General features: G+C 39.7%; 19 protein-coding genes. 8 read left to right on the top strand and 11 right to left on the bottom strand.

The genetic code is table 11. The annotated features are described in order from the left end of the window. Positions 1 to 36: 36 nt before the first annotated feature. Entirely contained in the window at positions 37 to 495 is a 459-nt protein-coding gene (locus tag VXM68_RS16710) for a GyrI-like domain-containing protein (protein WP_294188032.1), read from the bottom strand. 97 nt (positions 496 to 592) lie between these two features. Continuing rightward, positions 593 to 1150, bottom strand: coding sequence for a DUF4256 domain-containing protein (locus tag VXM68_RS16705; protein WP_367209434.1), 558 nt, complete (start codon positions 1148 to 1150; stop codon positions 593 to 595). A 133-nt stretch (positions 1151 to 1283) separates the two neighbouring features. Here VXM68_RS16705 and VXM68_RS16700 point away from each other — a divergent pair, with 133 nt between their 5' ends. Further along, the gene (locus tag VXM68_RS16700) at positions 1284 to 2153 is read left to right on the top strand and encodes a DUF808 domain-containing protein (RefSeq protein WP_367209433.1); all 870 of its coding nucleotides are present in this window, start codon (positions 1284 to 1286) and stop codon (positions 2151 to 2153) included. Positions 2154 to 2235: 82 nt separating this feature from the next. Here VXM68_RS16700 and VXM68_RS16695 read toward each other — a convergent pair whose 3' ends face one another. The 3 genes from VXM68_RS16695 to acnA all read right to left on the bottom strand — a co-directional run bounded on the left by VXM68_RS16695 (position 2236) and on the right by acnA (position 7399). Beyond that, positions 2236 to 3621 (bottom strand): WG repeat-containing protein, encoded by a 1386-nt coding sequence (locus tag VXM68_RS16695; protein ID WP_312362970.1) that lies wholly within the window; start codon positions 3619 to 3621, stop codon positions 2236 to 2238. Between the two features lie 138 nt (positions 3622 to 3759). Next, entirely contained in the window at positions 3760 to 4344 is a 585-nt protein-coding gene (locus tag VXM68_RS16690; RefSeq protein WP_367209432.1) for a pentapeptide repeat-containing protein, read from the bottom strand. Positions 4345 to 4624: 280 nt separating this feature from the next. Further along, a complete protein-coding gene (acnA, locus tag VXM68_RS16685) occupies positions 4625 to 7399 on the bottom strand; it encodes an aconitate hydratase AcnA (RefSeq protein ID WP_367209431.1) in 2775 nt (924 codons plus the stop codon). A gap of 247 nt (positions 7400 to 7646) precedes the next feature. Here acnA and metA point away from each other — a divergent pair, with 247 nt between their 5' ends. Continuing rightward, on the top strand, positions 7647 to 8588 hold the full coding sequence (gene metA / locus VXM68_RS16680) for a homoserine O-succinyltransferase (RefSeq protein WP_294188017.1): 942 nt from the start codon (positions 7647 to 7649) through the stop codon (positions 8586 to 8588). Positions 8589 to 8679: 91 nt separating this feature from the next. Next, a complete protein-coding gene (locus tag VXM68_RS16675; RefSeq protein ID WP_367209430.1) occupies positions 8680 to 10683 on the top strand; it encodes a M13 family metallopeptidase in 2004 nt (667 codons plus the stop codon). 73 nt (positions 10684 to 10756) lie between these two features. Here VXM68_RS16675 and VXM68_RS16670 read toward each other — a convergent pair whose 3' ends face one another. The 6 genes from VXM68_RS16670 to VXM68_RS16645 all read right to left on the bottom strand — a co-directional run bounded on the left by VXM68_RS16670 (position 10757) and on the right by VXM68_RS16645 (position 16133). Further along, positions 10757 to 11971 (bottom strand): MFS transporter, encoded by a 1215-nt coding sequence (locus VXM68_RS16670; RefSeq protein WP_294188011.1) that lies wholly within the window; start codon positions 11969 to 11971, stop codon positions 10757 to 10759. A 104-nt stretch (positions 11972 to 12075) separates the two neighbouring features. Continuing rightward, a complete protein-coding gene (locus tag VXM68_RS16665) occupies positions 12076 to 13035 on the bottom strand; it encodes a bifunctional UDP-sugar hydrolase/5'-nucleotidase (protein ID WP_294350338.1) in 960 nt (319 codons plus the stop codon). Next, positions 13013 to 13774, bottom strand: a complete 762-nt coding sequence (locus tag VXM68_RS16660) for a 5'-nucleotidase C-terminal domain-containing protein (protein WP_294188006.1) — start codon at positions 13772 to 13774, stop codon at positions 13013 to 13015. Before VXM68_RS16660 ends, VXM68_RS16665 begins: the two co-directional genes overlap by 23 nt. A 143-nt stretch (positions 13775 to 13917) precedes the next feature. Then, positions 13918 to 14955: an EamA family transporter gene (locus VXM68_RS16655; RefSeq protein ID WP_367209429.1), complete on the bottom strand. Its 1038-nt coding sequence runs from the start codon at positions 14953 to 14955 to the stop codon at positions 13918 to 13920. Between the two features lie 18 nt (positions 14956 to 14973). Continuing rightward, complete coding sequence (locus VXM68_RS16650) at positions 14974 to 15447, bottom strand: Lrp/AsnC family transcriptional regulator (RefSeq protein ID WP_294350330.1); 474 nt, start codon at positions 15445 to 15447, stop codon at positions 14974 to 14976. A 182-nt stretch (positions 15448 to 15629) separates the two neighbouring features. Beyond that, complete coding sequence (locus tag VXM68_RS16645) at positions 15630 to 16133, bottom strand: FUSC family protein (protein WP_294188001.1); 504 nt, start codon at positions 16131 to 16133, stop codon at positions 15630 to 15632. Between the two features lie 209 nt (positions 16134 to 16342). On the opposite strand from VXM68_RS16645, the gene VXM68_RS16640 reads away from it, so the two are divergent. The 5 genes from VXM68_RS16640 to VXM68_RS16620 all read left to right on the top strand — a co-directional run bounded on the left by VXM68_RS16640 (position 16343) and on the right by VXM68_RS16620 (position 23123). Then, a complete protein-coding gene (locus VXM68_RS16640) occupies positions 16343 to 19264 on the top strand; it encodes an FAD-binding and (Fe-S)-binding domain-containing protein (RefSeq protein WP_367209428.1) in 2922 nt (973 codons plus the stop codon). A gap of 91 nt (positions 19265 to 19355) precedes the next feature. Then, on the top strand, positions 19356 to 20006 hold the full coding sequence (locus VXM68_RS16635) for a hypothetical protein (RefSeq protein WP_367209427.1): 651 nt from the start codon (positions 19356 to 19358) through the stop codon (positions 20004 to 20006). Between the two features lie 156 nt (positions 20007 to 20162). Beyond that, entirely contained in the window at positions 20163 to 21377 is a 1215-nt protein-coding gene (locus VXM68_RS16630) for a DUF763 domain-containing protein (RefSeq protein ID WP_294350322.1), read from the top strand. Positions 21378 to 21462: 85 nt separating this feature from the next. Further along, a complete protein-coding gene (locus VXM68_RS16625; RefSeq protein ID WP_294187994.1) occupies positions 21463 to 21864 on the top strand; it encodes a hypothetical protein in 402 nt (133 codons plus the stop codon). Between the two features lie 176 nt (positions 21865 to 22040). Continuing rightward, positions 22041 to 23123, top strand: a complete 1083-nt coding sequence (locus tag VXM68_RS16620; protein WP_145326753.1) for an efflux RND transporter periplasmic adaptor subunit — start codon at positions 22041 to 22043, stop codon at positions 23121 to 23123. Positions 23124 to 23138: the final 15 nt, after the last annotated feature.

Genomic DNA, 23138 nt, shown 5'->3' with positions numbered 1-23138 from the left:
ATACCTTAAAACATACTTTTTGTTACGGTATACCCCCTAATGGATGCCGATGTATATATCCACTTTTGCATCTTGTGGATTTTGGGCTTTTTCGCCATATATTTCAAAGTCTGCGGCATACGTTCTTGGTAAATCTGAGCTCCATATCTTTTGCCAAGTTTCATAAACGATGCCATCTTCTAAACTTCCTTCTGCAGTAAAGTGTTGGTAACGATTTTCAGCGATATGAATACCGTCCAAGTCTTCGGGTACTTCTTCAAGATTGCTCACTTTACAGCCCAAGAAAGTGGTATAAGGTAAGGTATGATCCTTTTCATATTCGGTATAGATACAGTAGAGTTCGCTGGATATCTTGTTGGGTATACGGCTTAATACATCTTCTTGAAAAAAGCGTGCCCAAAGTTCTGGAATGTCCTTAGCTGACTGTCCATCTTGGTTGCTCGTACGGATGGCGAGGCCAATTATACTAAATGAAGGAATTGTTTTATTTTTCATGTGTCTTATTTTTCCTCAAAGTTAGTTTAGCGAATGACAGCATTATGTCACGAGTGGGAAAATAATGCGTTTATTTTAGGTATTTGATTGCTTTTATTTAAAGAAAAAGTATGGTGCGAAAACCGCGTGCTGCATAATAAGAGATGGCTCCATTATGATACGTAAAAACTCGGCTATAGCGTCGGTCACAGAATAAAGCACCACCAAGTTTGCGGATAGCTTCTGGCGTTTGTATCCAGCTAGAAGTTTTCAAATCAAATTCACCGAACATCTGTAGCTGGCGATACTGTTCTTCGGAAAGGAGCTCAGTCCCCATCTTCTTAGCCTCTTCCACTGCACTTCCAATAGGTTTGTTTTCTTTTCTGTCATTTAGTGCCTTTTGGTCAAAACAAAGACTTCTTCTTCCTTTGGGGCTTTCCTCCGCACAGTCTACGTAGGCATATACCTTTGTTTCTGGATCAATAATAACGATATCAGGCTCACCGGCACTCTTTTCCATCTGGTGGAGGCTCCACAATTTTTGGGGATTGTCACGTAATTTGTCAGCAACCTCATTCCAACTGATCTGTGGATGCCTATTCGCAAATTTATTAAATCTTTTTTCTAAAGTCTCCAGCAGTAAAGACTGGTCCTCTGGTGCAATTGAATTTTTCATAATGGTTGTCTTTGTGGTATTAAAATTACGTAATTAATTCAAATGTAATGTAGCTTGATATTGCAAATGAATTAAATTCCTTGTTTCAAAATTGAATTAAATTTATATTTTTACGTTCAATTTTTATATAAATATGGCTTCAGGAATATTTGCAATTCTAGATGATATTGCAGCGTTGATGGATGATGTGGCAGTAGCGAGTAAAATCGCAACAAAAAAAACTGCTGGAATCTTAGGTGACGATTTAGCGGTTAATGCCGAAAAAGCGACTGGCTTTTTAGCTTCACGCGAGCTCCCGGTTTTATGGGCAATTACAAAGGGCTCACTGCTCAATAAATTGATAATTGTACCTATAGCATTATTACTAAATGTATTTTTTCCAATTGCCATCAAATATATTTTAATCTTAGGAGGTTTCTATCTTGCTTTTGAAGGTGTTGAGAAGATTATTGAATACCTGTTCCATCGCAAACATCCTACGCAGGAAACAAAAGTGGAGACTGTTGTTGCTGAAAACTCAGTTGCCGCTGAAAAAGCGAAGGTAAAATCGGCTATTACGACAGACTTTATTCTTTCTGTGGAAATCGTCATTATTGCTTTGGGAACAGTTCTGGGAAAAAGCTTGTCCTTACAAATTATTACGGTTTCGGTTGTTGCTTTTCTGGCTACAGTCGGAGTCTATGGTATTGTAGCACTTATCGTTCGTATGGACGATGCAGGTTATAAATTAATTAAAACTTCCCGTGAAAAAGGTCCTGTTGCGAGCCTAGGTCGGTTTTTAGTCCGTGCACTTCCCTTTGTTATCAAATTATTGGCTGTTGTAGGTACATTTGCTTTAATTCTGGTTTCAGGCGGAATATTTGCGCATTATATTGATTTTTTACACCATGCGCTACCAGCCCTGCCAGGAATGATAAAAGAGCTGTTGTTTGGACTAGGAGGAGGTATTATCGTGGTGATTTTATTTACGATTGGCAAAAAGCTGTTTAAAAAGAAAAAATAAACACCTATTGATCTTTGATGATGGCAACCGTATAACAAAAAAGGCAGCAGGTATATCTGCTGCCTTTTGTCGTTTCTGGTTCTTAAATTGTATCTGTTGCCTCTGCAGCGGCATCTATTTCTACACGTTCACCTTTTGTATTAATCAAAATTACATCGTCCGAATCCGCTAATGAGACAGAAGCTACACCATCACTGAAAGAGGTAGCCCCGCTGTATATAAATGGTATGGCCACTTTTCCCTGACCATCTAAATAACCATATTTTCCATCTTTACTAGCAAGGAAAAGATTAGGTTCTTCTGTAACTGAAATTAAATCGTAGTCTGGAGCAACGATTTTATTGGTTTTTATTTCAGTAAGATTATACGTGTCGTTTTCGATACTGATGAAATGCGTTGAATTATTTTCAGAAATATAGCTATAGGTCGCCGGGACAATTATTTTGCCCGCCTGATTCAATATACCATATTTATTTTTCTGCTGAAATACGGCATAACCACCGTTGATGAACGATATCATATCATAATTTGCGGAGATTAAAATTTTGCCGGATTTATCCATGACCCCATATTTTTCGTTTAGTCCAAAAACAAGTTGTCCAAGGTGATCATCGTAACCTAAATAATCGTATTGGAAGAGGATGACTGGTTTACCGGCCAGATTAATGGCACCATATTTTTCATTTTTATATTGAACTATACTAAGATCGCCAACAAATGGTGCGATGTATAGGTATTGTGCTGGTACAATTGTTTTTTCTTCACCGTCTTGTACCCCTAGGAGATTAGTTTCAGTATCTTCAAATAAATACAGGTTTTCAGCAATCTGATTGCTTTCTTCCGAATCTTCCTCGTCGTCATAAATGGATGTTACTTGCTCATAATCCTCAGGAACGATAAAATCTTTATCGTCCAGTTGGCTATCGGCGATGTTCTGGGCAATCATATCCATTCCAAGAGGTGTTGTTAACTGCAGCACCGCCCCGGGGATTTTTTTGAACAGATCAAATCCCTCCCAATAGGTGGCTGGCAATTTATCGCTATACCAGATCGACAAGGTACTGTTTTCGTCATTATCTTCTGAAATTGGCATTTCGACCTGAGCTAGTTTGCAGGGATAACCGGCAATCATTTTCGTCTGGTTTGGGACGAATTTGATCGCATGTGGGCTGCGCGCATTTTCTTTAACGACGTATTTTGTCAGCGCAGGGTACAATATAATGGATTGTTCTTCATTTTTTTTAAGGAGAAAGATTGACTCTTCACTGTCTCCGGAAGCTGATATAACTTTAATTTTATCATTGTTAACATACGCTTCGTAAACAGAAACTGGAGCTGCTTGTACTTTTTCGCTGGGATCGACAGCATACGTAATGGCATAGTTGATCTTGAATGCTTTATTGATCTGTGCAAACGACATTGTGCTGGCCGCTAAGATAGCTGCGAATGATAGGGATATTTTTTTCATCTTATTAAACTTTGAATGACAAATATCCTGATCCAAAGTGGGGAGTTTTATCCCTGAAATCCGTTATTTAACGATAAATCGACATGTTTTAACTGAATACATTGATTTTGGGAGTAAGCTGAACGACCTTTTCCATATTTAATCAATAATCAGCTGATATTTAAGTAGTAGGTCAGGTAGTTGTTCCGGGCCAAATTTACTTTTTTTCATACGATTGGCCTCTGGATCTAGCTGGATATTGATCGAAGACCGAAAATCGCAGCCTTCGAGATTGCATTGTACAAAACGGGCATTTAGCAAATTCGTTTTTTTAAACAGCACCTGTTGAAGGTTGGCCCGTTCAAAATCTACATGTTGCAAAGAGCATTGTTCAAACTGGAACTTCTTTATATTTCTTTCAAAAAAAGAGGAGTAATCCAGAACCGAGTTGCTGAAATTGGCATGAAAGGAAAATGAACTACATTCATTAAAATGTATGCCTAGCATTTTGCAGTCATCAAAAACAACATGATCTAATTGTGTGCCCTTTAGACTTACATTAGAAAGATTACATGATTTAAAGTCACAATTTGTGAATAGAAGATCTACGAGTTCTGCGTCCTGGAAATCACATTGCTCAAAGGTGCATTTGTAGAATTCCTGAACTTGCTTCAGTTCAGCTGTAAATGTCTGTTTAGTGATTGTTTGTTCGACAAGTTCTTCCATTCTGTATTGTGTTGGCATTGATTTTAGCGAAAATAAGCAATTCTCCCGAATGATTTTACTTTAAAATAAAGTCAAAGGCGCTATTTCCGCTTGCGCACAAAATACCTGATTTCATGGATAAAAGCGGGGATTCTTTATAGCTATTTTTGATTTAACCATTAAAAAATAATTCTTGGGCTGCTGGGGGGTAAGACTGAAGTATTGTAGAACTCTGGTAGGTTTTTATATAGTTAGTTAAAGGGCACTGATCAGTGCCCTTTACTTTTTTAGATATTTTGATGCGCTAATTTGGACAATGTTAGTTGTTCTTTAAATATTGACGCAGCACATATTGTAGAATCCCGTCATTCTTAAAATACTCAATTTCGATGGCTGAATCAAGCCTTGCTTTTACCTGAAATGTGGTGACTTTTCCGGTTTCATGTACCGCCTTTACCGAAAGAAGTTTATGGGGTGTTAAATCGGTCTCAAGTCCTGTGATGCTATAGACTTCTGTTCCATCTAGTCCTAATTTCTCTGTATTTTCATCATTGATAAAAACCAGTGGTGCTACGCCCATACCGACCAGATTGCTTCGATGGATACGCTCGAAGCTTTCAGCAATTACAGCCCGCACGCCAAGAAGGAATGTTCCCTTTGCTGCCCAATCTCTAGAGGAACCCGAACCATACTCTTTTCCCGCAAGTATGATGAGCGCTGTGTTGTTTTTGCGGTATTCCATAGCGGTTTCATACACCGTCTTCACCTCATTGGTGGGGAAGTAACGGCTAAATCCACCTTCACGATCGGTAATTTTGTTTTTAATACGCACATTGGCAAATGTTCCGCGCATCATCACTTCGTGATTCCCACGTCTAGATCCATAAGAATTAAAATCTTCTTTACTTACCTGATGTGATCTAAGGTATTGTCCAGCTGCCGTATCTTCTTTGAATGAGCCGGCAGGAGAGATATGATCCGTTGTTACCGAATCGCCGAGATAGAGAAGTACTCTTGCGTTTTTAATATCCTGTATCGGGTTAGGAACAGCTTGTAAATTTTCGAAAAAAGGTGATTCCTTGATGTAAGTGGAAGTGTTGTCCCATTGGTAATTTTGGTCAAGATTTACTTCAAGTTCTTGCCAATCTGTTGACCCGTCGAAGATCACATCATAAACTTCTTGAAAGTCTGACTGTTTGACACAGGCATTGACGGTTTGCATAATATCTTCCCGGGTGGGCCAAATATCTTTAAGATATACAGGCTCACCGTTGGGGTCGTAATCAATTGGCTCTTCCAATAGATTGATATCAACTCTCCCGACGAGGGCATAGGCAACAACTAGCATCGGCGACATCAAAAAATTCATTTTGACCTGCGGATGTACGCGTGCTTCAAAATTTCGATTTCCAGATAATACTGAGGCGACAATCAGTTCACCCTTTTCTACCGCTTCTGCGATTTGGGGCGGGAGGGGGCCTGAGTTTCCAATACAGGAGGTACAACCATAGCCCACGGTGTGAAAACGTAATGCGTCAAGGTCTGCTTGGAGTCCTGATCGTTCTAGGTATTGCGTAACGACCTTTGAGCCTGGTGCTAAAGAAGTTTTTACCCAAGATTTGGTGCGAAGTCCGCGTTCGATCGCGTTTCGAGCCAATAAGCCAGCGCCGATCATGACGGTAGGATTCGAAGTGTTGGTACAGCTTGTGATGGCTGCAATGGCAATACTACCATCACTAACAATATACTCCTTATGATTATGTTTTATGCGAACCGCATGTATAGACTCCTGAATAACTTCATGTGGCGAAGCATGGTCGACAGGTACTTTTCCAAAGGTAAACTCTGTGCCTGAACCGCCATCGGCGAGCCATGCTGATTCAGATCGCTGCAGCACAGGAACATATTGTCGGTGGTGTTCGCTGTCCAACAGTGTTGAAAATGTAGCTTTTAAATCTTTTACCAAAATCTTATCTTGAGGACGTTTGGGGCCTGACACGGTAGGCTCTAGATTGGACAAATCGAATTCCACCACCGAAGAATATTGAATATCCTCCTTACCCGTACGCCAAAGAAGGTTATTTTTGCAATAATCTTCGACAATTTTAATTTGTTCAGCACTTCGATTGGTACTATTCATGTATTCGAGGGTTCGGTCATCAATTGGAAAATACGTAACCGTACAGCCAAATTCTGGAGACATATTTGAAATCGTTGCACGATCTGTTACCGATAAACTGTCTAATCCCTCTCCAAATACTTCAACAAATTTTCCGACAACGCCTTTTTCGCGGAGGACTTTTGTTATGGAAAGTACCATATCTGTGGCAGTGCATATACCTGGTATTTTTCCACTGAGCTTAAGACCGATAACTTCCGGGCAGGTGAAAAAGATGGGTTGTCCAAGCATGGCTGCTTCAGCTTCTATGCCGCCAACTCCCCAGCCTAACACGCCAATACCATTGACCATGGGCGTATGTGAGTCTGTACCTACCAATGTGTCTGGAAAAAGCCAATTGTCACGCGCTATAACGCCTTTGGCTAGATATTCCAAATTGACCTGGTGACAGATACCCATCCCTGGTGGAACGACAGTAAAATTTTCTAATCCTTTCTGCGCCCATTTTAGAAGTTCATAACGCTCGCGGTTACGTTCATATTCTAGGGCGACATTTTTATCATAAGAATATTCAGTGCCAAAGTAATCTACCTGAACGGAGTGGTCAACCACGAGATCCACTGGTATGGCGGGATTTATCTTCTGTCCATCCTTGCCATGACGGATAAATTCTGCACGCAAGGATGCCATATCGACCACTGCAGGTACTCCTGTAAAATCTTGCATTAAAATCCGGGCCGGTTTGAAGGGAATATCTTTATCTACAGGCTTGGGCGACCAGTTGATCAGTGTATTAACATGATCATCCGTGATACTGAATCCATCGTGGTTACGCAAAACATTTTCCAATAATATACGAATGCTAAAAGGTAAGCGATTGATGCTACCTCCCGGAAGGTCCTTAATGGAACTGTAATGGTAAGATCTTCCGTTAATTTCAATTTCGCGTATTGATTTCTCTTTGCTCATATTCATCTACGTATTTTTATTAGTATATAATATGCATAGGCCCAAATTTGTTTGTAATATCTTTTACACACACCTCTTTACCTAGTTTATGTAAAAAGTTTATTGTTTTTTCGGCACCGCTAGAATCAGACTTTGGATAGATGCTAGGATTATTAAAGATAGCAAGGTAATGGAAGATAATTTATGTTTCATTTAGTATTTTCGGCATTTTCTTGCTAATATTGCATGCTAATTGTATAAGGAGAAATTATCTATGCCCGTCAAACTTCCTAATAACCTTCCTGCTATTGAGCTGCTGAAAAAAGAAAATATATTTGTCATGAGTGATTTAAGAGCAAATGAGCAAGATATTAGACCACTACGTGTTTTAGTACTTAATTTAATGCCTCTTAAAATTACCACTGAAACAGATTTTATCCGTTTGCTGTCCAATAATCCCTTGCAGGTGGAAATGGAGTTTTTACGACTTGAAACACATGTCTCCAAGAACACACCAGAAGAGCACTTGGAAATGTTTTATAAGAGTCTGACTGAGGTAAAGGAAAACTTCTACGATGGAATGATCATTACGGGTGCTCCGGTTGAAATGGTTGCTTTTGAGGAGGTGACCTATTGGAATGAAATCAAGACGATCTTTGATTGGGCGAGAACGCATGTTACCTCCAGCTTGTATATCTGCTGGGCTTCCCAAGCGGCATTATATCATTTTTATGAGGTAGAGAAGAAGCCGTTAAGGGAGAAACTTTTTGGTGTATTTAAGCATACAGCTTTAGATAAAAGACACCCTTTGTTCCGGGGGTTTGATGATGAATTCTATATCCCTCATAGCCGCCACACGACTGTTGAAAAGGATGATCTTTTAACGAAGGATGGTTTGGAAATTCTTTCAGAATCTCCGGAAGCGGGTATTGCTATCGCTTCATCCCGTGGGGGGCGAGAGTTTTATTTGACTGGACACTCGGAATATGCACCTTTTACATTGGACGAAGAATATAAACGAGATCTGGAAAAAGGTCAGCAGATTGCAATGCCAGTCAATTATTATATCGATGATAATCCTGAAAATCGCCCTTTGGTTCGCTGGACAAGTCATGCAAATCTGTTGTTCAATAATTGGTTGAATTACTTCGTTTATCAGGAAACACCTTTTGACCTGAAAGATGTTATCCATTTGGGGGAAATCAAACAGGGATAATCTGAGTTGCTTTTTGAAACTTATTTGTTGCATCGACAATAGCATAACTTTTCTTAAGTTTGTAGATAGCGACAAACAAACTCAATTTTATATGAAGAAAAACATACTCTTAGCAGCCCTGCTAACCTGTGGCTCATTGATAAGTAACGCGCAAAACAATGCAATTAATGTGACTTATATGGACAAAAGCGTGCGCCCTCAAGATGACTTTTACAATTTTGTGAATGGACAATGGATGAAAACAGTCAAGATTCCTTCAGATAAGGCGCGGTGGGGATCATTTGATGAGCTTCGTGAAAATACAGATATTGCTACGTTAAAGGTACTGCAAGAGTCACTTTCAGGCGATTTTCAGAAAGGAACAGACAATCAGAAGATCGCAGATTTGTATAAATCGTTCGTTGATATGAAGACGCGTAACGCACTTGGATTGGAGCCAGTTAAACCATATCTTGATAAAATCGCTGCGATTAAAAATTTCGAAGATTTATATCAGTATCTTGTTGAAGTGGCGCCTATTGGCGGAAATCCTTTTTTCAGTGGTTATGTTTATGCACATCTTAAGAATTCAGCTGTCAATACGGTATATTTAGGTGGGGGAAGTCTTGGGTTGGGAAGATCCTATTATCAGGTAAATGACAAGAAGAATGAAGAGACGTTAAATGATTATTCCACCTACATCTCTTCACTTTACGCCAAATCAGGTCAACTTACAAGGGATTTAAAGGGTCCTAAGATAGTTGCCTATGAAAAGCAGCTGGCTTCAAATCTTAAAACTGTTGAGCAATCAAGGGACGCCAATGGCCGTTATAATCCGATCGCTGTTGCAGATCTGAAAAACATTGTGAAGAATATAGATATTGCAAAGTACTTAAATGACGTCGGTTTTAAGGCTGACACGGTTATCATACCGGAAATAAAATACTATGAAAACCTCGATAAAGTTTTTAATCCTGAAAATCTACCGGTGATTAAAGAGTTATTGACATTTCATGTCCTAAATAACGCGGCGTCTTACACTACGCAAGAATTAAATGATCTGTCTTTTGATTTTTGGGGGCGTAAGCTGAAAGGACAGAAAGAACAACGTGCGCTAGACAAGCGCGGTGTAGAGTTTGTTAACTCCATCGCGGGAGAGCTATTGGGAAAGTTATATGTGAAGGAAAGCTTTCCTCCTGAGGCTAAAGCCGAGGCTGAAGAGCTTGTAAGCTATTTGATTAAAGCATTCGGCCAGCATATCAAGGATCTTACTTGGATGTCTGACGACACAAAAGTAAAGGCGTTGGAAAAACTTGCTAAGTTTAAAGTTAAAATTGGTTACCCGGATAAGTGGAAAGATTACAGCAAACTTGAAGTGGGCACGTCGTTGTATGCAAACGTATTGGCATCGAGCAAATGGGCATTTTATCAAAATTTGGCCAAACAAGATAAGCCAGTGGACAAGTCTGAATGGGGGATGACCCCGCAAACTGTAAACGCTTATTATAGTCCATTGTTTAACGAAATTGTCTTTCCAGCGGCTATTCTTCAATCTCCGTTCTATGATTACAAGGCCGATGCAGCTGTTAATTTCGGTGGTATTGGTGCGGTAATTGGTCACGAACTTTCGCACGGCTTTGACGATCAGGGCGCTAAATATGATGGGAATGGAAATCTGAACAATTGGTGGAGCGATAGGGATAAGGCAAAATTTGAAGCCGCTGCAGATGCATTGGTCCGTCAATTTGAATCTTATGAACCTGTCCCGGGAGTTTTTGTCAACGGACGTTTCACATTGGGCGAGAATATTGGTGATTTGGGTGGCTCATCTGTCGCTTTTGATGCATTGCAACTTTATTTGAAAGATAAGGGCGATCCCGGATTGATAGATGGGTTTACCCAAGATCAACGCTTCTTCCTTTCTTGGGCAACTATTTGGAGGACCAAAACAACGGATGAGTTTGTGGTCAACCAAGTGAAGACCGATCCCCACTCTCCAGCGCAGTATCGTGCTTTTGCGCCGATTATTAACCTGGACGCTTTTCACAAAGCTTGGAATACCAAGGAGGGAGACAAAATGTTTGTCCCTGTGGATAAGCGGATTAAAATTTGGTAGTTTGTTTATGAGATCAATAAAAAAAGGGCGTATTGAAAAATGGAATACGCCCTTTTTCTTGACTTATTTTAAGTTATTTCATCCATTTCAAAACCAAATAGAACCCAATGGCTGTAATGGATAAACTCAATGCAATGGCCCACCATAGCGTTGTGAAACCAAAGGAATCGACAATACTTGTGCCCAGGATTGGCGAAAAAATATTTGCAGCTGAAAAGGCTAGCGAGTTGAAGCCCATGTAGGCTCCTTGCGTTTTTGGGGAAGACCTATTGACAGAAACGGTTGCCATAAAAGGCAATGTGAGCATTTCTCCCAATCCAAAAATAAAGAATGTGAAATATAACCAAGCAAGTCCACTACTAAAATTTAGCATGGCATATGAAATGGCACATAGAAATGTTCCAAAGACGAGTGTGCTAATTAATGAAAATCTCTTCTCGGCAATATGAACAATAAACATCTCTAACAACACGATGACGAAGCCGCTCCATCCAAGCAGAAATCCAATTTGGTGATCATTCAAATGGTGGACTTCTCGGTAGAATATCGGTAAGGTAGTGATCAGCTGAAAAAAACAAAAAGAGAAGATACAACAAAAGATATTGAATAGGACAAACGGCACGTCGGTATAAGGATTTTGCCCTTTTTGAGACATTTCATTATCAGGTGTACTATCTTTTTTTGATCTGATATCGCTTCTTTTTTGTCTTTTATGAAAAAAGACAAAGAAAATTATTGCTGCACAGAGAACTGCAAGGGAATTTCCATAAAATATCCAATTGAAAGAGATGGCTGCCAAAAAACCTGCCACCGCTGGACCGATTGAGAAGCCCAGATTTATAGCCAAACGATTCAATGAAAAGGCGCGGGTGATATTTTCAGGTTTAGCGTAACTTGCTACTGAGACGGAGTTTGCAGGTCTAAAAGCATCAAAAATCAAGCTTAACGTAAAAATCATGACGGATAGCGACTGTACCTCTTTAAAGTATGGTATCAGTAGGAATAAAGGAGCGGCCAACACTAGACTTCCGAACTGAACTTTGAAACTGCCAATTCGATCTGTCAGCCAGCCGCCTATGTAAGATCCACAGACGGAGCCAATACCATAACACATCAAAACAATTCCGACTTGTTTTATATCAAAGTGCAAAATTCTGGTCATGTAAAGACCAAGAAATGGAATCACCATGCTTCCCATTCTATTGATCAGCATGACAATAGCAAGCAGCCACGCAGCTTGTGAGAGTCCTCTAAAGGAGTCTAGGTATATTGATAAAATTCTTTTCATTTAAGGGTGAATCAGCTTATGTAAGCCTTATGGTTCTTCTTATTGTCTTGAAAAAAAATGCCAAATTGATTAGTCAATTTGGCATTTATGAATAGTGAATCAAATTATGCCAACATAGATGCTGGAATTGTAGGATCTACGAGATAGTTGCTCGCCACCATTTGTTTCTTTTTGGAACCCGGCTCCATAATGAAGTCAATCCTCCCCAGATTAATTCCTGCAAAACCGACTTGATTCACGATTGTCTTCCTACCTTTTAAATTGGTAACTATTGTGGGTTCATTTAAAAAGGTATGCGTATGTCCGCCTATAATAAGGTCAATATCTGATGTTTTGGCTGCAAGCACCAGATCCGAAACTTTATCGTTTTCATATTGGTAACCTAAATGCGACAGACAGATGACGAGATCGCATTTATGTTTTTCCTTGAGTATCTTTACCATTTTTTTGGATACCTCAATTGGATCCAGATATTTCATTCCCTTAAAGTTATTGGGATCTACCAATCCCTCGATATCTACACCGAGCCCGAATACACCGATTTTTATACCACCCTTATGAAATATGGTGTAGTCTCTGGTTTTTCCTTCCAATACTGTTCCTTTGAAGTCGTAATTGGCCGTTAAAAACGGAAATTTAGCATGGTCCAAGTATTTCACAAGTCCGTCCAGTCCATTGTCAAATTCATGATTTCCAAATGTTCCAGCATCATACCCCAATTTCGTCATAAGATCCAGCTCCAGCTTCCCTCCAAATAGATTAAAATAGGGTGTACCTTGAAACATATCGCCTGCATCTAATAACAGAAGATGTTCCTCCTCTTGGCGGATCTTATTGATCAATGTGCTTCGACGGGCAACACCACCTAAACCCTGGTATTTGCCACCATCCATAGGAAAAGGTTCAATGCGGCTATGCACATCGTTGGTATGTAAGATTGTAAGTTTTACTTTTTTACGCTTAGCGTTAGCTTGAAAAGGAAGTGACCCTAATGCAACTGCAGCAGAAAACCCACCAACTTGCTTGATAAATGATCTTCGGTTAATTGATTTTAATTCTTCCATCTAATTCTGCATTTACTTTTTTGCCTTCTTTCGTTAATTCACTCACATATTCAATCAGTCCTTCTCGCATCCGCTGCGGATAATTTGCCCGCGATACAGATTGTGTCAACAGTGTCAGGTTATCGCCACCATTAGCGAGATAATCATAGGTTACCAATTTATACAACTTATTGTCTTCAATTGCTATACCTTTGATTTTAATGTCTTGGGCTTTGTTGCCTGTAATGGTCAACGTCATCCCAGCGATCGGTTGTCCATGTGTTGAGGCGATAAAGTCTGCAAGTTGACGAATTTGACTTCCCTTGAGCTCGAGAATTGTTAAAGTGTTTTCGAAAGGCATCACCTCGAAGATATTTCCAACGGTAATATCGCCTGCTTTCAGATCATTTCGGATTCCACCCTTAGTAGCAAACGCGAAATCCGCAGGGTTATGGGCATTGTGTTCACTCATCCACAACAAGGCTTCACAAAAAAAATTGCCCATTAATGTTTCTGCCGTTTTCTCTTTTGTCAGCGCTTTGTCCGCATGTCCAATCACTCGATTCATCTCAGCTTCCATTTTATATTTGAAGGGCTCATAGATTGATACGACTGTAGGATCAGCTTGCATATCGCTATTGATATGATATTGTTGGAAATCTTTCTGCGTTGGATGGAGCTGCTTGCTGCAACTGGCAACCATCAAAAGTGAACCGACTCCAAGGCTACCAATAAAGGCAATTTGCTTTGATATCTTCATTCTTTTTTCGTTTAACCAAATATTGAACAAAGTTAGCCAATTATATATGAACAAATCTTATCCAATGTTAGCTAATTTTTAAAAACAACAAAAGCTTAACTTCGTATGTTAAGCTTTGTTCATATAATTAGAAAAATAACAACCTAGTGTACTAATTCCGACTCAGTGATAGGGTTGGTGTCCAACTTATTCTCTAGTTGAAGAACTTTTCTACTCTTGCTACGCGCGGACAGTTTGGCTCGATACGCTTTCCAGTTCATTAACAGGACTGAAAATAATATCACAGCTAGTCCGAAAATCTGCAATGAGGTCACTACATGCGAAGTGAAAAAATGACTTAAAATAAGTGCAATGATTGGGTTCACATAGGCATACGTACTAACTTCCATTGCGGGGCGCACTTGTAGTAACCAAATATAGGAGCTAAAAGCGAGGATTGAGCCAAAAGTAATTAGGTAGGCCAAGTTGAACCAGTCCACCGGCGCCACGCTACTTAGCGAAAAGGTTGTATACTCACCGGTGAAAAGGGCGGTGATATTAAAAAGTATACCTGCAGTAACCATTTGCCAAGCGGTCTTCACCATGACATGTAAATCCTCTTTCTCTTGTTTCTCAGTTTTTTTGAAATATTTGGAAATTAGAGACCCCACGGTCCAAGCGATAGAACCCAATACTAAAATAGATAGGGCGATCACCTTAAGTGTTCCATCGGTATTATCATTGGTCGACATAATCTGTTCAGCGAATAACATCACCACTCCACAGAAGCCTAACGCAACACCCAAAACCGTGCTAATACTGCTGAAATTTTCTCTCCATTTGGGTTTATCCAATAAAATAAACCAGATCGCTGCTGCTGCTGCAATAATGGCGGCAACACCACCTGAAACATATTGTTCGGCCCAGATCACCCCAGCCATATCGACAAAAAGCAATAGAAATCCTACAATTGCTGCTTCCTGAACGGATCGTTTATTAAACAATTTATAACCTTTTATTGCGCAATATGTCATTAGAATCGCGCTGGCTGTAACAAATCGAAACGAACCTAAAATAAATGGTGGAAAACTATGTAGTGCCTTTTCTATAAAGAAAAAGGTGGATCCCCATACAACATAAATAATGATATAGGCGATAACAACCATTAACGGGTTAGCAGCCTTTTTTTGTCCTTGCAACATGATTAAACTTCCTTTCTATTACTCAGGTATCACCACCTGTTGATCTTCCTTAACCGTTTGAAGTACAATTGTAGTGCGAGTAGAGATAATCCCTTCCACTTTACCTAAAGTATTTCGCATCAGATCAACTAATCCGGTCGAATCTGCAGTTCTTACTTTAATCAGGTAACCATCATCACCCGCAATGTCATGTACTTCCTGTACTTCAGGAATTTTGGCAAGTGCCAACCCAACTGTTTGTTCACCAATGATATCATTGGCTTTTATGAAAATAAATGACAAAAGTTTTTGATCGACCGCTGCAGGATTGATCTTTGCACTGTATTTTAAAATTACGTCTTTTTGCTCCAGCTTTTTTACGCGTTCTAGAATCGCAGAAGGTGCCATACCCAGCTCTCTAGCGATATCCGCGTTGTTGATACGTCCATTGTCCTGCATTAAACGCAAGATTTTGTAGTCAACCTGATCTAAATTATATTCTACTTTTGTCATTTCGACCGCAAAGGTACGGAATAAAGTATATAATTCAAAGCATTATAATAATTTGTGAATATAATTCTGCTTATTAAGTATTCTTCGTGAATATTATTCGGATATAGTAACAATTTAAGTTGATAGGATACGTTAATGCGTTAAAAATAAATATATTGTCTTTTAACGGTCAGAGTTCGTGATCAAAAAACGTATCGCTTTCTTAATTTCATAATCATATTCCTTGTTGAAAGTATGACACTCAGTCCGATTAGACAACCTAAACAGACACAACCGAAACGATCTAAGGCAGCGAAATAGGAACGGCTTTCCTGTTCATGCAGATAGACTATAATTAGCGCAACCATCGATGTCCTTGCTACAGCTATAATATTGAGTAATTTACACGTAATCAACGAAGCAAGGATGCCGATTACCATTGCGTAAAGTTGCTGGATAGGAACAAAATATAAGCTGAGTCCAATGGCGGATCCTATGAAATTGGACTTAGCCCGATCGATCGCTATCTTCTTTGATTCATTCTCTTGTGGAGAAATCACCAGTATAATCGAGATAAGGGTCCAAGAGACAGAATATTGGGGAAAGGATACAAATAATGGATAACCAATAAGAAAGCCAATTAGTACGCGAATGGTATATATAATAAAATCGGAATGGAGCGTATAGCGGAGGAATAGATTACGCATATAAGAATATCAAACGTTAATTTAAATGATGTACTGCAACAAAAATACAAGCATTGTTTGAATGAACGAAATAAAATCATCACTTATGATAAACGTTACTGCTTGCGTTTTTATGCGTTTTTTAATTTTGATTTGGGTATTTCTTGCATTCTTTTTTTTACCAATGCATAAATTTGACTAGATTTGTTTGTACATTAAATGCAGATTAAGTGAAAGATCAGAATCAATTAGCCTCATTAGCTTCACAACTCAAAGGGGAGCTCTATTATACCCATGAAACTAAGGACCAAACGATGTTGCTGGCCTATTCAACCGATGCGTCTGTCTATCAGGAAAAACCGTTGGCCGTAGCGATACCCGCCGATATTGGTGATATTAAAGAATTAATTGATTTTGCTCGACAGAATAGGGTTACAATCATACCACGTACTGCTGGCACTTCCTTGGCAGGCCAAGTAGTTGGCCATGGTATTATTATGGATATTTCTCGTCATTTTAACCATATTATTGAGCTTAATGTTGAAGAGCAATGGGTTCGCGTTCAACCGGGGGTAATTCGTGATGACTTAAACAACTATCTTAAGCCTTTTGGGCTGATGTTTGGCCCTGAAACTTCAACGGCAAGCCGAGCCATGATAGGCGGAATGATTGGTAATAATTCTTCAGGCCTGCATTCGATCGTCTGGGGCGATACACGGAACAATTTGATTTCAGCAAATGTAATCTTGGATGATTGCTCGGAAGTGGCATTTGAAAGCTTAGATGAAGCGGGCTTTTTTAAAAAATTATTATTGACTGGGCGCGAGGGGGATATTTATCGTCATATGAATTCATTGTTAACCAATCCTCAGCATTTAAGCGCAATTGAAACCGGCTATCCGAAGCGATCGATCACAAGAAGAAATACAGGTTACGCGCTGGATATTTTATGTGATCGTTCGGGTCCTTTTAATATGTGTAATTTATTGGCAGGTTCTGAAGGTACACTGGCTGTTGTTACAGAGGCTAAACTCAAGTTGATGCCCTTGCCTCCTCCTGAACTAGGTTTGCTCTGTGTTCATTTTGCCGATATGGTAGAATGTATGCATGGTAATGTTGTGGCTTTAGCGCACAAGCCAGAAGCTTCCGAATTAGTGGATAAATACATTATGGACTTTACGGTTGGACATCCAACGTACAAGTTTAATCGCTTTTTTATAGAAGGCGATCCGCAGGCGCTATTGATTGTAGAGTTTAGGGGGCATACAGCGGCCGAAACAGCAGCGAAAGCGATGGCATTGAAAGCCGATCTCGTTTCGCGTGGACTAGGTTATGCTTATCCCTATATTACGGGTATGGACCAAACGAATTTAGTTTGGGATGTACGCAAAGCGGGACTGGGGCTCATTCGTAATTTACCGGGGGATAGTCAGCCCGTAAATTTGATTGAGGATTGTGCGGTATCGCCTGAAGATCTCCCTGCTTATGTGAATGATATTCAAAAACTTTTGGTGGAAGAGGGCGTGCATGCGTCTTACTACGCACACGCTGGCGCTGGCGAATTGCATATTGAGCCATTTGTAAATTTGAAAACAGCAGCAGGGAAGCGTACTTTTCGTTCTATCCTTGAAAAAACCAGTGATTTAGTCTTGAAATATAATGGCTCATTGAGTGGTGAACATGGTGATGGTCGTCTTCGCGGAGAGTTTATCGGCAAAGTGCTCGGCGATAAAGTCTACAAATTACTTGAAGAAGTAAAATTTATCTTTGATCCACAGGGGGTTTTCAACGCAAATAAAATTGTCAACACACCACCAATGGATTCTCACCTCCGTTACGATAATGATAGCAACCGGACAGAAATAAAAACCTATTTTGATTTTTCTAAAGATGAGTCTATTCTTCGATTGGCAGAGAAGTGTTCAGGCTCGGGTGATTGTCGGAAGACTGAAATTACTGGTGGAACAATGTGTCCTTCATTTATGGCTACGCGCGATGAAAAAGATACCACACGCGCACGGGCGAATATGTTAAGACAGTTTTTAACAAATTCCACCAAGAAAAACCGTTTCGATCATGAAGAGATTAAGGAGGTCATGGATCTATGTTTAAGCTGCAAAGGTTGTAAAACAGAATGCCCTTCGAGTGTGGACGTGGCTAAAATGAAAGCCGAATTTTTACAGCATTATTATGATGAACATGGGGCTGGTTTTAGAACAATGTTAATTGCTAATTTCACATATTCTCAGAAGTTGGGTTCGTGGGTGGCACCCCTTTATAATTTTGTTGTAAAAAATGATTTTCTGTCTGGCTTGGTCAAGAAAATCGTCGGGTTTGCACCGAAACGTTCGCTGCCTACAGTAAATGGGACAACTTTGAGCCAGTGGGTAAAAACACAAGGTCCTGTCAAGGATGCCAAGCGTAAAGTCTATCTTTTCTCGGATGAGTTTACCGAATATAATGATGCGGAAATCGGTATTACTGCATATAAATTGCTGATTGCCTTGGGCTATGAGGTGATTATTCCAAAACATGTGCAAAGTGGACGGACATACCTTTCCAAAGGCTTTGTGAAAGAAGCAAAGAACATTGCCAATAAAAATATTCATTTTTTAAAGGAATTAATAACCGACGAAACCCCGCTTTTAGGGGTTGAACCATCCGGTATCATTACGTTTAGAGATGAATATTTAAGCCTGGTGGATGATGATATTCGTATTGAGGCGCAAAACATAGCTAAAAATGCATTGATGATCGATGAATTTTTACTGACAGAGATGAAAGCAGGACGTATTCGTCAGGAACAATTTACAACGGCAGCAAGAAAAATCAAGCTTCATGGTCACTGTTATCAAAAGGCTTTCCATCTGGTTACTGTGACGGAACAGGTATTATCATTTCCGACGAATTTTAGCGTAGAGACAATTCCTTCTGGCTGCTGTGGTATGGCGGGTTCATTTGGTTATGAGGCCGAGCATTATGACGTTTCAATGAAAGTTGCCGAGCTGGTTTTGTTACCAGCTGTACGCAAAACAGAAGCCGATACCCTGATTGCCGCAGCAGGCACCTCTTGTAGACATCAAATCAAAGATGGGGTCGGAAGGAAATCTTATCATCCTGTGGAAATTTTATATGATGCTTTATTGAAATAAAATAAAAACATTGCTAATTGTTGTTTGTTATCTGTAATATTGGTAATATTATAAGCAATAATCATTGATAACTGATAACAAACAATTCATTATGTACAAGATTCAATCTATAGCATTTTTTGCAGCCGCTACGATGTTGATGGCTGGTTGCGGAAACTCCAATCAGAAGAAGACTGATGGAAGCGATACCACAGCAGCGAATAAAATTGATGGCGTTAAAATCGAGCAGTTTACAAATGGTACTCCGGGAGCTGAGAAAAAGAATTTTTTCTTACGTATTACTGATGAAATCAAAACGGATTCAAGTCGGATCTACATTACAAAATCTCTTTACAAACAGGATACGGTGGGAGCGAAGGTTGAGGTTGTAGATTTTATTCCCGCTGGTATCATAGATGGTCAGCCCAGTGATGATGTTGGTTTCACGAAGGGAAAAATTAGAATTTCATCTTCAGGTCCACAGTCTGATCATTTAATTAAAGCTTTAGGGGAATTATTTGAGATACCGACGACTGATGCTTTTACAAAGGATGTGATTCTTCCGAATGTGTTTTCATCCAATAAAGTGAACGCGGATCTATCTAAAAAAACAGCCTATAGCTTTAAATTATTCTTGGATAATAAGAAAGCTGAACCGGCAGAGCTCTTCTTTAACGTTGATACCTACAAACAATCCATTGAGTTTTCGGAGAAAGATCCTTCGTTCCGGGTTGGATTATTGTCCGCGCTAACGGGTAAGTAGTTGAAATGTTATATACAGCGCGATGTCGTTAAGCAGGAAGCGATAGTTGTCGTAAACGTCTCATTACTCATACAATGAAAAGGCTAGATAAATTCTAGCCTTTTTCGCTTTTTAAAAATAAAAGAGATAGATTTGTGCTAATAAATTTAGTTTAATATGAGGAAATCCGGTACTGCAGACCTTCCATTGCATTATGGTAAAGTACCTGCGTGGCTTTACGAGCGTATGGCTTCATTAGGGCGTTCAATCGTGGAAGTTATGCTAATGGATTATGGAAAGGATGAGGTTTTAAGGAGGCTTGCTGATCCATTTTGGTTTCAAAGCTTTGGAGCTGTTCTTGGCATGGACTGGCATTCCTCTGGAATTACAACGGCTGTTATGGGTGCATTAAAACGCGCTATTAATCCAGACGCCAAGTCATTAGGGCTCTACATCTGCGGCGGAAAAGGCAAGTTGTCCATGCAAACCCCACAAGAACTACTTCAGGTTTCAGATCGTATTGGATTAAATGCTAACAACTTGATTCGCAGCAGTAAACTTGTTGCGAAGGTGGATAACACAGCCATTCAGGACGGTTACCAATTGTATTTACATAATTTTATCTTGGCAGATAATGGCAATTGGTCAGTCGTGCAGCAAGGTATGCATGAAAAAGATAAGACTGCCCGTCGTTACCATTGGCATTCTGAAAAGATCAAATCGTTTGTGGAGGAACCGCATGCGGGTATCAGCGGTCCCTCACAGGGTATGATCTTCAATTTAACGGCTGCTGAAGCGGCGGCAAACAGAGCGGGTATTATGACGTTGGTTAGAGAGGATTCGTTTAAAGTTATACAAGAATTCGCTAGATTGGCCATGCCATCTCATCACGATGTACGTGCATCGGATGTCAATCTAAAAAGATTGGGCGCGATGTTATACGTTGCTCGTGAAAGTCCACTTGTTGATTTTGAAGATCTACTTCTTTTAAAGGGAATTGGCCCCCGTACGTTGCAATCATTGGCCTTAGTCAGCGAAGTAATTCATGGTGCACCATCCCGGTTTAAAGATCCGGCTCGGTTTTCGTTTGCTCATGGGGGAAAGGATGGACATCCATTTCCGGTTCCATTAACTATTTACGATGAAAGTATTCAGATTTTGAAAAAAGGCATTGAGAAATCTAAATTGGGTCATGGTGACAAATTAAAGTCCGTCCAGAAATTACATCAGCTGGTGTTGGATAGTGAAAGAAATTTTGAGCCACAGTTTGATATGCAGCAAATTATAGTGGAGGAACGAAGGGATTCTTGGAAGTATGGGGGCAGAACAGTCTTGGGAGATGCAGAGCCTTTGCGAACAAATGGACGGGGTTTGCAATTATCACTTTTCTAGCGGAAATCTGCGGATTGTAATTGTTTTGTTAAAATTTGTTAAAGATCGATAAAATCGTTTTTACGCTAGTATATTTGCTCCCACAATGAAGGCGGTTATTACCATATTCTTTTTCTTATGCTTCTTAATTATCAGAAGCAGTAATAGCCATGTTGTTTTCATTGAATCTGATCGGCCGACCGTTAGTTTTATGTATCAGCACAATCCCGTTGATTTAAAGCAGTATATTGATGCCCCGGCAGCGCACATTGATCCGCTGTTTTACGGTAGTGTACATGAAGAGAACCCGGTTATAGCTGAATTTGATTACGAGAATTTTCAATTGACCAAAGATTTGCATGCCACATCTCAACTTATTGCGCTGCTTCTCTTTGCAATTGTCCTTTTCATCTTTGTTTTTCGATTTGCAAAGAAAATTCCTTTCTGCAATTTCATAGCCTATCTTTTCCCTCAAAGATACGTTCTTCAACAAAACTGGAGAATTTAAAATATCCCTTCGAAATTTCATTTGCTTTGGTGGTTATCCTAGGATATGCTCCGCTTAGCCGTAATCGATTTGTACAATCTATTATTAAGTCGAAACGACCATAATCCAAAGCAGACGTCATTTCACCAACCAGCACAACAAACAATCAGACTTATTTTTTAATTAGACACTTACAAATGAAAAGAGTATTTATGCTCGCTAGTTTGGCTATTAGCTTATGCCAAATCGGGTGTACTTCCAAAAAGGAAGAAAAGGAAGAAAAAGAGAAATTCACAGCGACCTCTCCGGTACAAATGGACACCACTATTCGTAAGGATTTTGTCTCCCAGATTAGATCTTTCCGAAATATTGAGCTTCGGGCTCAAGAGAAGGGCTATCTTGAACAGATTTTCGTGGACGAAGGACAATTTGTCCATAAGGGGCAACTACTTTTTCGGATAATGCCGAAGATGTATGAGGCCGAATACCGAAAATCTTCTGCAGAAGTTAATGTAGCGGAAATTGAAGTTCAAAATACAAAAACATTAGCTGATAAAAATGTTGTATCGCCCAACGAACTCGCTATGGCTAAAGCGAAGCTTGAGCAAGCCAAAGCCGAGGCAGCGATTGCAAAATTACATCTCTCCTTTACAGAAATCAGGGCACCTTTTGACGGAACGATTGATCGGATTCCATTGAAATTGGGAAGTTTGGTGGATGAAGGCGAATTATTGACAAGTCTGTCCGATAATAGTGAGATGTTGGTTTATTTCAATGTTTCCGAACCAGAATATTTAAGTTATCAAACTAACGTGAGTAAACGCGGGGATACCCATGTGGGCCTGCTACTTGCTAATAATGAGCTATTTGCTCAAAATGGTCTTGTAGAAACCATAGAAAGTGAATTTAACAGTGAAACAGGAAATATTGCTTTTAGAGCGAAATTTCCCAACCCAAACCGTCTATTAAAACATGGCGAGAGCGGCAAGGTGGTGATGAACTTTCCGTTGAAACAAGTTTTAATTATTCCACAGAAAGCGACATACGAAATGCAGGACCGTAAATATGTGTATGTAGTCGATAAGGATGGGAAATTAAAAGCTCGTCATATCACAATCGGTAACTCTCTACCAGATCTGTATGTGGTAACGAGCGGACTTCAAAAAGATGATAAATTTTTGTTGGACGGTATTCAGAAAGCAAAAGAGGATGATAAAATCAGCTACAGCTTTGTGCAACCTAAAGACGCCATTTCAAATTTGAAGTTAAAAACAGAATAGACCCCTTACACTTAA

This window comes from Sphingobacterium sp. R2 (genome assembly GCF_040760075.1).
Classification (GTDB): domain Bacteria; phylum Bacteroidota; class Bacteroidia; order Sphingobacteriales; family Sphingobacteriaceae; genus Sphingobacterium.
The sequence above is the reverse complement of the archived record's forward strand: the minus strand, read 5'-3'. Positions and strand labels throughout refer to the sequence as shown.